10 protein-coding genes are annotated in these 11,757 nt (G+C 39.9%); 4 read left to right on the top strand and 6 right to left on the bottom strand.

Annotated elements, in window-relative coordinates:
- Positions 1-320: 320 nt before the first annotated feature.
- Together IPJ53_04875 and IPJ53_04870 are read left to right on the top strand one after the other, a co-directional pair.
- Positions 321-953 (top strand): HAD family phosphatase, encoded by a 633-nt coding sequence (locus IPJ53_04875; protein ID MBK7798426.1) that lies wholly within the window; start codon positions 321-323, stop codon positions 951-953.
- On the top strand, positions 946-1,437 hold the full coding sequence (locus IPJ53_04870; protein ID MBK7798425.1) for a RecX family transcriptional regulator: 492 nt from the start codon (positions 946-948) through the stop codon (positions 1,435-1,437). Before IPJ53_04875 ends, IPJ53_04870 begins: the two co-directional genes overlap by 8 nt.
- Here the strand turns inward: IPJ53_04870 and nadB are convergent.
- The gene (gene nadB / locus IPJ53_04865) at positions 1,411-3,012 is read right to left on the bottom strand and encodes an L-aspartate oxidase (protein MBK7798424.1); all 1,602 of its coding nucleotides are present in this window, start codon (positions 3,010-3,012) and stop codon (positions 1,411-1,413) included. The two genes, IPJ53_04870 and nadB, sit on opposite strands and share 27 nt — an antisense overlap.
- A 115-nt stretch (positions 3,013-3,127) precedes the next feature.
- On the opposite strand from nadB, the gene IPJ53_04860 reads away from it, so the two are divergent.
- On the top strand, positions 3,128-4,210 hold the full coding sequence (locus IPJ53_04860) for a glycosyltransferase family 4 protein (GenBank protein ID MBK7798423.1): 1,083 nt from the start codon (positions 3,128-3,130) through the stop codon (positions 4,208-4,210).
- Between the two features lie 314 nt (positions 4,211-4,524).
- Here IPJ53_04860 and IPJ53_04855 read toward each other — a convergent pair whose 3' ends face one another.
- Positions 4,525-5,232 carry an SAM-dependent methyltransferase gene (locus tag IPJ53_04855; GenBank protein ID MBK7798422.1) on the bottom strand — a complete coding sequence of 236 codons (708 nt, stop codon included), beginning with the start codon at positions 5,230-5,232 and terminating at the stop codon, positions 4,525-4,527.
- Positions 5,233-5,330: 98 nt separating this feature from the next.
- Here IPJ53_04855 and IPJ53_04850 point away from each other — a divergent pair, with 98 nt between their 5' ends.
- Positions 5,331-6,143 (top strand): segregation/condensation protein A, encoded by an 813-nt coding sequence (locus IPJ53_04850; GenBank protein MBK7798421.1) that lies wholly within the window; start codon positions 5,331-5,333, stop codon positions 6,141-6,143.
- Here IPJ53_04850 and IPJ53_04845 read toward each other — a convergent pair.
- The 4 genes from IPJ53_04845 to IPJ53_04830 all read right to left on the bottom strand — a co-directional run bounded on the left by IPJ53_04845 (position 6,101) and on the right by IPJ53_04830 (position 11,652).
- Complete coding sequence (locus IPJ53_04845; GenBank protein ID MBK7798420.1) at positions 6,101-8,344, bottom strand: hypothetical protein; 2,244 nt, start codon at positions 8,342-8,344, stop codon at positions 6,101-6,103. The genes IPJ53_04850 and IPJ53_04845 overlap by 43 nt on opposite strands.
- An 81-nt stretch (positions 8,345-8,425) precedes the next feature.
- Entirely contained in the window at positions 8,426-10,273 is a 1,848-nt protein-coding gene (locus tag IPJ53_04840; protein MBK7798419.1) for a T9SS type A sorting domain-containing protein, read from the bottom strand.
- Between the two features lie 121 nt (positions 10,274-10,394).
- Complete coding sequence (locus IPJ53_04835) at positions 10,395-11,360, bottom strand: NAD-dependent epimerase/dehydratase family protein (protein MBK7798418.1); 966 nt, start codon at positions 11,358-11,360, stop codon at positions 10,395-10,397.
- A complete protein-coding gene (locus tag IPJ53_04830; protein ID MBK7798417.1) occupies positions 11,350-11,652 on the bottom strand; it encodes a c-type cytochrome in 303 nt (100 codons plus the stop codon). Before IPJ53_04830 ends, IPJ53_04835 begins: the two co-directional genes overlap by 11 nt.
- Positions 11,653-11,757: the final 105 nt, after the last annotated feature.

The following is an 11,757-nucleotide window of genomic DNA, read 5'->3' as shown; positions in this document are numbered from 1 at the left end:
GGCAATTCCTAAAATAGCCAAATAAATTGGCAATATATCACACGCGAATGATACGAATCAAAATTATCAAACAATTGCAATATACAAAACAATTACAAAATGTAAAAAAAAATCAATTTTTGGTACGCTCTCATAAAGCCGTTAACTTGATTTGCACTTTCCATGGTATAAGCTTGATTATTTAAAATTTATTTATTCCGACACAATTCCTCGATTTCAATAAGTACTATTTGCCTGAAATTTCAAAAGAATTGACTTTCCGGTCAAACAAAACACCTTACCTTTGCTTTGAAATAGCTATGTTTATTAAATAAAATCCCATGATTCCGACCAAACCAAAAGCTTTAATTTTCGATTTTGGCAATGTGCTGCTTAATCTTAACGAGGATTTAAGCTGGGAGGGTTTCAAGGCGATTATGGATCCTTCGCTCACCACAGATATTTTTGAGATGGTCTTCCATCCTTTTGAACGGGGAGATATTTCGGAAGACAGTTTTTTCAATAGACTTCAGAGAAGGTCCTATCACGTGCACGATGGTGCAGAATATGTAAAAATATGGAACGCAATGTTGTTGGATTTTCCTCCACATCGTTTTGAGTTTTTAAAATCATTGCGTAAGGAATACAAATTATACTTGCTCAGCAATACCAACATCACCCATCTCCGGAAAGTGAGAAAGAAAATCGAACTGGAGAATAAAGTCATTGACTTCGAATACTATTTTGATGCAGTTTACTTTTCTCACGAACTCCACATGCGAAAGCCTGAAACCCGCATCTACCTGGAGGTTCTTCAGAGAACGGGTCTCAATCATGCAGATTGCCTGTTTATTGATGACAAAATAGAAAATGTGGAAGCTGCCAGATCAATAGGAATCCCTTCCTATCATCACAATCCGGAGGAGGACATTGCTTACATTTTTGATAAAGTACTGGCGGAAGCACATGTCTAAAATATATTCCACCAAAGAAATACTCCTGGAAAAAATGAAGCACTTTTGCAGCTACCAGGAAAGATGCCACAAAGAAGTTTTAGATAAAATGTTTTCGCTAAAAATTGATGCAGAATGGCGCGATGAAATTCTGCTGGATCTCATGCGTGATGATTTTATCAATGAAGAAAGATATGCCCGCAGCATCGTCAGAGGTAAATTTAAAATCAATTCCTGGGGTAAAGTTAAAATAAGGCAAAGTCTGAAACAAAATGGCATCACAGATAAACTGATCTCAATGGCATTTGACGAAATTGACGATGCCGATTATCTTGATAAAATCAAGGTTTTACTCAAAAAAAAATATGCTTTGTTGCACAAAGAATCTGAACCTGTTCGGTCTCACAAAACCACTCAACACTTGATGCAAAAAGGCTATGAACATCCTTTGGTCATGGAAGTGTTCAACCAATTAAAATTACAGGACGCTGGATTGGATGAATGAATGCTGATCCATGTAATCGGTGGTAAAGTGCAATCCTCTGCTTTCCTTACGCATGCTGGCTGATCTGGCTACCAGGTATCCAATGGTGATCAAATTACGCAGTTCGCACAATTGTGGCGACAGAACGGTGTTGTGGTATAAATCTTCTGTCTCCTGATACAACAGATGCAAGCGATCCAGAGAACGCTTTAACCTCACGTTAGACCGAACGATGCCAACGTAATAAGACATCAGGTCCTTCAATTCCTTGATACTTTGTGTGATCAATACCATTTCTTTCGGCAACACGGTTCCATGAGCATCCCATTCAGGAATCTGAACATTGAAATCAATCTGGTCTATTTTATCTACCAGCGTAGAGGCAATTCGATAACCAAATACAGCCCCCTCCAGCAATGAATTGGAAGCAAGCCTGTTCGCTCCGTGCAAACCTGTTGAAGTACATTCTCCGCATGCAAATAAATTATGGATGGTACTTTGTCCAAATTCATCCACCTTTATTCCTCCACACATATAGTGACAGGCCGGGACCACCGGAATCATCTGTTTCATTGGATCAATCCCCAGAGAAACACACTTGTGATGGATGGTAGGAAAATGTGCAACAAAAGCTGCTTCATCAAGATGTCTGCAATCGAGACAGACATATTCATCGCCACTCGCTTTCATCTCAGAGTCGATGGCTCTTGCTACAATATCTCTTGGAGCCAGGGACAAGCGCTCATCGTACTTGTGCATGAACTCTTTACCATCTCTAGTTTTCAAAATACCCCCAAAACCTCTTACGGCCTCTGAAATGAGGAAAGAGGGATTTTCTCCGGTCGGATTATATAGAGATGTAGGGTGAAATTGAACAAATTCCATATTTTCCACATGGCCTTTTGCCCTGTACATCATCGCAATTCCGTCGCCGGTGGCAATGATCGGATTCGTGGTAGATTTATAGATCTGTCCTGCACCGCCGGTTGCCAAAACGGTAATTTTAGCCAGGTGAGTTTCCACTTCCAAATTTTGCAAATTCAACAAATAGGCGCCATAGCAATTTATATTTTCCATTACCCTGGTTACATTGTAACCCAAATGATGTTGCGTGAGTACATCGATGGCATAATAATGTTCCAGAAAACGGATATTGGAATAGGAAGAGGCTTTTTCTATCAAGGCTCTTTCTATTTCGGCTCCTGTTAAATCCCTGTAATGGAGGATTCTCTTTTCTGAATGACCACCTTCCATGGCCAGATCATATTGTTCTGTGTTGATCTTGTCAAATCTCGTTCCCCAATCAATCAATTCCTGCACCCTTTGTGGTCCTTCCTTGACTACAATACTTACAATTTTTTCATCACACAGTCCATCGCCGGCATCCAGGGTATCAGCAATGTGCTTTTGAACATCGTCTTCCTTCAAATCCCAAACAGCTGCTATCCCACCCTGGGCATACCGTGTATTGCACTCCTCCTTATTGGTTTTAGACACCAGGGAGATGGAGATATCCGGTCTTTTCCTGGCAATTTGAATCGCTGTGGAAAGTCCGGCAATTCCGGTTCCTATGATCAGTACGTCAGATTTATACACACTTACTATCTTTACTACTTCCGGTAAAGGTACAAACAATTAAATCCAAGCCTGCAAAGGCTTCAAAAAATCAATGAGGATCGCAATAAACGCCAGGTTTTTAATCAAGGGTAAAATGGAAGGGATTGGCTGGTACAGTCACGAGCTGATCCGCTGTATGGTGGCGCAGCATCCTGAACATGAGTTCCATTTGATTTTTGACAGACCTTTTGCACCTGAATTTATTTTTAATAAAAATGTGCAGGCTCATATTATAAACCCTCCTGCCAGGCATCCCATACTCTGGTGGATCTGGTTTGAAATTTCCCTTCCCAATTTAATGAGAAAAATAAAACCGGATATTTTTTTGAGTCCGGATGGTTATTGCAGTCTACGTCTTACCGTTCCACAATTAATGATCACACACGATCTGGCGTTCTGCCATTATCCCAGGCAAGTACCTTTTCTGGTGAGATGGTATTATAAAATTTTTGTTCCGCGATACATCGCCAAAGCCAGGCATGTATTTGCTGTTTCTGAAGCAACCAAGCAAGATATTATAAAACAGTACAAGACTTCTCCAACAAAAATATCCATTGCCTACAATGGATGCAGAGAGGAATTCAAACCTGCTTCGCAAGCACAAATTAATAATATCCGGTTACAATACAGTGAAGGGAAACCTTACCTGCTTTTTGTGGGGGCCATGCATCCACGTAAAAATGTGCATCATCTTATTAAAGGTTTTGATTGGTTTAAAGACCAGACCTCCTCTGATTACAAATTGATTCTGGTGGGTCGCAAGGCATGGTTGACGGAAGAAATTGATGATGCCTATAAGAATGCAAAACATCAGTCTGACATTATTTTTCTACCCTATCTGGACAAAGAAGAGCTTGTGCGGGTAACCAGTGCTGCATGGGCTTGTGTTGCTCCTTCCTATCTGGAAGGATTTGGAGTTCCTGTATTGGAAGCTTTAAATTGTGATGTGCCTGTGCTGGTGTCCAACAGATTCTCCTTACCGGAGGTGGCAGGTCCCGGAGGATTACTTTTTGAACCGGATGATCCCCAATCCATTGGACAGGCGATCATGAAATTATACAATGAAAAAGATCACAGTGAACGCCTCAACTTAGGTCGTATCCACCGTCAAAAATTCTCCTGGTCACAAACCGCTCAATCTGTTTTTGAAAAGATATTGAAAATATCAATGAGTTGAAATTAGAATTAGTAAGTCGGTTTTGAAAATACGGATGGCTTGTATAATCTCTTCTCTAAAAATTAATCAATACATCCTGTAAAATGACTTTTAATTATGGCTGCAATGTAAAAATTGACTTCATAATAGATCACTGGATATTTATGTATTATTTGACGAATACTAACTTCTTGATCATTGATTCTTTAAAAGATATTTAAACTCAAAAATGTCTGACGAATATTTAAAACTTTTTGAAATTATTTTGCAGTCAAATTTTATAGTTTATTCCAAAACAAAAATCTCTTACCCCACTCCTGTTTAAGTAATAAGCTTTACGGCTTTGACAAAATAAAAATGGATGGCTTGTCAGTAAATGCATCGAGATTTTCTGTCTTCCACAATTTGACATTCATGGTTTTTATTATTTCATCAGAACTACCCAAACCTGTTGCAATACTAAGGTCAAGGCTCTGTGGCAAAACAGAAAAAGCGATCTGAAACATTTGTTTATTGCGGTAGGGTGTTTCCATAAATATATGACTGATGGGTGAATTAAGGGCAGTTTGCCCTAATTTGATCAGACTTTCCCTCAACAACTCTTTCTTAGCCGGAAGATACCCATGGAATTGATACTGCTGCCCCGAAAATCCGGAAGCCATCAATGCCATCATCATGCTGTTGGGTCCTGCGTGTGGAACCACCCTGATTCCGTGCTTGTGAGCAAATTTTACCAATTCTGCACCCGGGTCTGCAATGCAGGGCATTCCTGCTTCTGACACCAGTCCAACAGAGTGACCGGAATTGATCTTACCAAGAAGCCAGTTGAAATTATCTACCAGGTTCTCACCAATTTCTACCACCTCTATGGCTGACTGTGGCAAAGGATGCGACAGGGCTTTGATAAAATGTCTTGCAGTCTTGCCGCGTTCAGCCAAAAAACAATCTAATAACCTGGCTGCTTCCATCGCCTCTATGGACATTTGGCTTATGGGGGCACCTGTCAGTGGAAACGGAATTAAGTGGAGACTGGCTTTTTGCATAATAATGAATTTGTTGTTGCAAAGCTATGACATAGTTGTCCCATTTCCACCAAGGGTTTTACGGGATTGACTATCTTCGCAGTCCAATTCTGAAAAAGATGAGCTATACCATTAAATTAGAGCAGTTTGAAGGTCCTTTTGACCTATTGCTGTTTTTTATTGAAAGGGATGAGCTCGACATTCACGACATTCCGATTGCCAAGATCACCGAAGATTTCCTGGAATTCATCCGCCAGTGCCAGACCCTAAACCTTGATCTGGCAAGCGAATTCATCTTGGTGGCGGCAACTTTGATCAGGATCAAAGCTAAAATGCTGATACCCCGCAAGGAATTGGATGAAAACAATCTTGAAATCGACCCTCGTTCTGAACTGATCCAAAAACTCCTTGAGTACAAAGCCGTAAAGGATGTCATTTCTGAACTCTCCAATATGGAGGACAACCAATCACTTAAATTACCACGGGGAAATATTCAAAAGGAATTCGAACTTCTTTCACAGAAAGCTCTGGTTGATGCAGAATGGGAAACACTCAGTCTCTTCAATTTGCTAAAAGTCTTTCAGAAAGTGGTGGAAAGGTTTAATAAACCTACCTCAGTTGTACACAAAATATTTAATTACGAATATCAGATTTCAGATCAGCAGGACAGAATTTTTTCCAGCCTGAGAAGCAAAGGCCGTATTGATTTTGTGGAAGTATTTGAGACTTGCGAAAACCGAATACATGCCATTGTTACTTTTCTGGCGATGCTGGAATTGATCAATCTTCAGCAACTTAAAATCATCAAAGGCGAGGGACTAAATCAATTCTGGTTAGAAGAAAATCTCGACGAAGATGTTCCAATAAATGAAAATCGGGTGATTGAAAATCAGGATTCTGAAGAAGAAGATATTTCAGAAATCAACGAGTAATATTGATCCACTTTTTTCATTCTTTCTTCATCATAAAGTAACTGCAGTATTTGATCTTGTGTATTCTTTACAGGATTCAAAATTCTACTTCGAATACGTATTATTTCAGAGTCTGTCAGCTTGCTAAATGATCTGCGCAACAACGGCAACACCAACTTAAATTCCTCTTCCGGCAATTGACATAACCATTGATCCAATATCTTCAGAACTTCATCTTTCAAAAAATAAAAACCATTGGCGCTGTGTAAAAATCCTTCAATCCATTTTGCCGTGTGCTGCGGGTCAATCACATGATTGCATTGATATTCCAACTGCAATAAATAATCTTTTTCTTCCGCCCACTTTTCATCAATCAGGGTAAACCAACATTTACCACTTATGAGCGGATGAATAAATTCATTTAATCCCATTTTATGCAATTCTTCTTTCCACAATTCCAGATTATCCTTAATGGAGTCATGGTAGAAATAACTGTGCAACATGATAAATACGCCTAACATTTTTTGGGCTTTTTCATCATTCACCCGCTGGCTCTGTTCTCCAAAATGCAAAATAATTTTGGTAATTAAAGTGGATAAAAGTTCCTGGAGTATATCCAAGTTAATCTGATATATACTGCCATACGAAAGACTACCGATAAGGGGTTTGACGAGCTTGGCTAAAATTTCAACATCCTGCTGATCCATGCTCAGCATCAACAGTCTATCTGACAATAATGGCCAGAAAGAATGGATTCCCGATTTAAGGCTGTATTCAAGAGAATTTGCCAGTATGCCTAAATCACGTTCACTGTCTAATCTTTGGGATAATAATCCGCTGATGCAATCTTCAATACTGTTTCCCAACAAGGCAGTTTTAATCAATTCCATTTCTGATTCCGGAGACCATTGGAAACTCCAGTATTCATGAAAATTTCCCAGAGATTTACTTTCAACGATTCTTTCGTACGCCCAATTCACTCCAAGAAGTTTAGATTGGTATAAGAATCTGCTGATTTCAAGGTGCTTTTCCTTACGGAGGTCCAGATCCAGTTGTTCTTTAGGGTTGGCTACCCAAAATGGATTGAGCTTAAGTTTATGCAATTTTTCTTTGAATTCCAGCACTAGGGGTAAAGACTCCTGAGTCAGTGGAACGTATCCGGTCTTGTGCCCAACAATTAATTTTTGACTGATGATATCTAATCTGCTGGTACTTCCCTGACCGAAGACGGTGGTAGCTGCATCCATTAATTCGTCAATACCCGGCAAAGGCAAATCCCTCAATCCTGCCAATTGATCTGCAAGCCTTTGTGCATCGATTACTTCGGCTGTGCTGACATTAAATTCATATTGACGCAATAACTCAGCCGCTTTACTCATCCAGTAAGCAATGGCTGTATCCGGATTTTTGAACAATGCCTCAGACCATACGGGTGATTCAATTCCGGCACTGTAACTTCGATTTAAGATGAGGCGTTCGTAAGACCAGGGAATTAATGCACATTTTATGGGTACTGCTTTTAATTTTTTGATCTTCTCTGCTTTTTTACTTTGAATTTTATCCATTGTTAAAACTGGTCCATGCCAGGCTCCACAAACAACAGCTATTCTTTTCACACCTAAATTAAGTGTCTCTCCGATGACCTTTCTCATGTATTGCTCCCGAATCAGCGTCTCTTCATCATCCAGTCCCTTACTTATTTTCCTTAACTCGGTCATAAGTTCCTGAATAACATCAAACAACTGATGATGGTCTGTCCATTGTTCAAAGTAACTGTTCCACCAGCGCTCTGTATCCTTGTACCCCTGACGTCTTGCCAGATAACCCAATGGATCGCGGGTGATGTTCAGTTCATGAAGATTTAAAGATGCTTCAGGTTTTAATTTAAAGTTTTCTGAAATTAAGGCATGGGCGGCTGGAAGATCCATGGCCCGCATGATGATATCTTTTCTTAATCCATATTGAATGGCTTGAAATTCAGGAGAAAATTCGGCCATGGGTAAATAGAAAAATCGGTTGGCATTGTTTACCTGATAGCACAAAAAGGCAATGGGAGATTCTAAATCAGCATCGGCCAAAGCGCTAAAAAGATGCTCCGACTCTGCAGGCAATTCTATACAAATGGCATCAGGTCCATAGTCTTCCAGAGCTTTTATCAATCTTCGCGCAGATCCTGCCCCATGGTGGCGTATTCCAAATATTCTGATGTCCTGTTCTTGCATCCGGCTTCAAAAATAGTCTAAATAAAAAAGCCATTCCCAAATAAAGGGAATGGCTTTTTATATGTTTAATAAGATTACTTATTAATTCACTTTTGTAAAGGCTTTTTTCACAAAACCTTTAGGAGTATTTACTTTAAGGAAATATTGACCAGAGCTTAAACCGGAAAGGTTAAAGGTAGTATTGATGTCCTTTGAAGCAGTCTTTTCGTCTTTGTTGAAAACAAGGTGACCCTGAGCATCGATGATTTGATAATTCACCACGGTTGCTTCAGGTAATTTGATTTCAGCGATCAACTGATCTTTTACTGGATTTGGAGTCAATTTGATGTTTACATCGATTTCGTTGCTGATGTCATTATTATTTACAACAACCGTCATCTGCATTGCAATTGATGGAGCAAAAAAGCAAACTTCTTCATCCTGAGCTGTTGCATCTCCGTTGTCATCAATGTAGAACAATCCAGCCTCATCCATATTAGGACCTCCGGTTACGGCATCCTGAGATCTTACTGAGATATAAGGCCAGTCTTGGAATCCCAACTCCTGAAGTCCATCTTTAAGATTAAAATATTGTCTTTGACCATTGAAAGCATCATAAGCATTAAATAATGAATTGGCACCTCCCTGATAAGTGATGGCAGCAAAATAAAGTCTGCCGTCTTCAGTTACAGTGTGGAATGGATCTCCTGTATTCAGGTCTTCCAAACCAACTCGGATGGTTCCAAAGTTACCGGAAGCAGTTCCCGGGAAAGTATAAGAACCGATCGCAACAGTTTCCATTTCGTCATTTTGAATGTCATTGTCTGCATTCAAATCATTCCAACGATAAAGTCTTCCTTCCATATAAAGTCCAGCCAAAGGCTCATTAGAAGCAACTTCTGAGAAGATACTGTCAATCTGAACACCTTTACCATATTTCAACAAGAAAGGGGACAACAATTCTCTGAATCCAGTTCCTCCACCCCAATATTGGTTGGCCAATGGTGCTTTTGCAGCGGCGTTTATACGGCTTTTGCACAATAAATTGGTAGTAACATCGAATGTACTGGTCAAAACATTATCGGAAGATAAGAGTTCAGTAGCTCCTGAGGTAACATTGTAAGTACACTGATAAGATCCAATTCTGTTGCCACTTACTTTATTCAAAACAAATGCATCATTCAAAAGACCTCTTGTAGAATCTACTTCAACAGTAATGTTGTCAGTGGTCGTGTTTTTAAATACTTCGGAACCACCTTTAGTAATGGTTGCAGTAAGATTAACATTGGTTTGATCTTTTGAACCAATGTTGTTAAAAAATCCACCCGGTTGGAAAGGAAAATCATCATCTGCGCGAAGTAATCCTTGCGGGATAGCGCCCCAGGAGGAGTTAAAAATATACGGTTCTGTGTAATTGGTGGTTACTTTTGTGTACATCGCAAGATCATTTTCTTGTTTGGTTACCACCCCAAGTGTAATGTTAACAGCGCCTGCAGCAATTGCAGCCTTTAAAGCTACATTGACATCATAACCTACCATGACACATGGAATGGTTACCTGACTGGCAATGTTGGCGGTCGCAACACCCATTACAAAAGGAGCTCCACCACGGCTTGCAGTGATGTTGTGGTTCATTACGACCACGCCGATTGCTCCGGCGTTTTGCGCGTTCAGACATTTTTGATCAAAATTACAAGTTCCCCTTTCAATAAGGGCAATTTTTCCTGCCATAGCAGCCGCGTTGGTCAACGCACCGCAAGCAAGAAGTGGCTCAGCAATGACAGCATCCGCAGTCCAGGTACCTGTACTTAAGTCAGCACCATACCCGGCCGGAACGAAAACTTTGTCCCCGGCAATATTTGCTGGTGAGTTAACCAGACAAACTACCTTCTGGGCAGAAAGTCCGGAAACCATAGTGAGTAAAAAAGCAAAAAGTAAAATTCTTTTCATATTAAAATTGTTTTATTATTAAGGAATAAAGTTAAGCATATTTGATTTGTTGGTAAGAAAAAATTAGATATTTTAATATTAATAAATTGTAAAATATTAATTATTAATTTATTATAAATATCTATTTATTGATATATTCATTTAACATCTTCTTCAAAATTGCTTCTACTGGCTGATATTTAAGATTTGCCAATTGATTGGACCAACCGCAGCCGTAGGAGAACGATTGAGCACTCATAAACGCTGTTTCGCCAGTGATGATATTTTGCTTTTTTTGAAGCCTGCTCAAAAGGGTATCTTTCAGGACGGCCAGGTTGGACAGAATCCCATTTGACCGATATTGCGGAGGTTTCCTATTTAACATCTCACAAATGGTATAAATGAATTTTTGGTAGGTCCAGGTTTCAGCATTCAACATGAGTTGCTTCCCCCACAATTCTTCTTTAACAATCTTTACAACCACATTGGCCACATCCTCAGCTCCCACCAACCCCAGACTCCCCGCAGGGTAGGCAGGAAGTCCGGTAGCTATCCTGGCAATGACGGATGGGGACCCCTTGCTCCAATCTCCTGTACCGAGGATTAAGGAAGGATTTAAAATGGCAATCTGCAACCCTTCCGCTTCACCTCTTCTCACTTCCAACTCTGATTCAAACTTGGTACGCGCATAATAGCTATGGAACACTGGAGAGGAAGATGGTTTATCGGTAAAGACCAATGGTTGGATGGATTTTGCCATGGTAGAAGCGGAACTCATTAATATAAAATTCTTCACACCAAAAGCAAGTGCGCTGTTGACAAGTTCGCGAGTCATATGCATATTTGACTTCCTAAGTGAATCCCGGTCTTTTTTCTGGTAACTGATTTTTCCGGCCAAATGTATGATGGTGTCAATTTTAGGTAAAATTTCCTCCACCTCTGAAGGATTTAACAGATCGATACAAAGCCATTGTCCGGAGGCATTTTCCGGAATTCGATGATGGTAACAAGCCCACACCGGCTTCTCAACTTGATTCATTAATGCCTTGTGAACATAGGATCCTAAAAAACCCGAAGCTCCGGTCAAGAGTATGCCCTTATTTTCCATCAGTGGAGATCGTATCTCTTAAAGTCAAGGTGTGCTCTGCCACTTTGCGAATTTGATCATTGCTCAATTTTTCCCTGAACGAGGTCATGACATTCCGTCCATCTCTAATAATCATGATTCTTTCTTCCAGGCTCAAGGTGGATTGTTTCAAATTCCGTGCACCATTGGTCATCAGATCTCCCATTACACCATGACAACTTACACAATTGGATTTAAAAATCTGCTTGCCGGTCAAAGAATTGCCCTGATCATTGCGCCCATTATTGCAGGAACAAAACAAAAGAAAGCTCAAAAAGTAAAAAATTTGCTTGAACATAATTTTCTTAAAAAAACCTGCGAATCTAAGGAGCATTCCAATAACATCCCGGGAATTCTTAAGGTTTACAATTTTGTTGTC

The organism is Candidatus Vicinibacter affinis, assembly GCA_016714365.1.
In the GTDB taxonomy this organism is placed as follows: Bacteria; Bacteroidota; Bacteroidia; order Chitinophagales; family Saprospiraceae; genus Vicinibacter; species Vicinibacter affinis.
The sequence above is the reverse complement of the archived record's forward strand: the minus strand, read 5'-3'. Positions and strand labels throughout refer to the sequence as shown.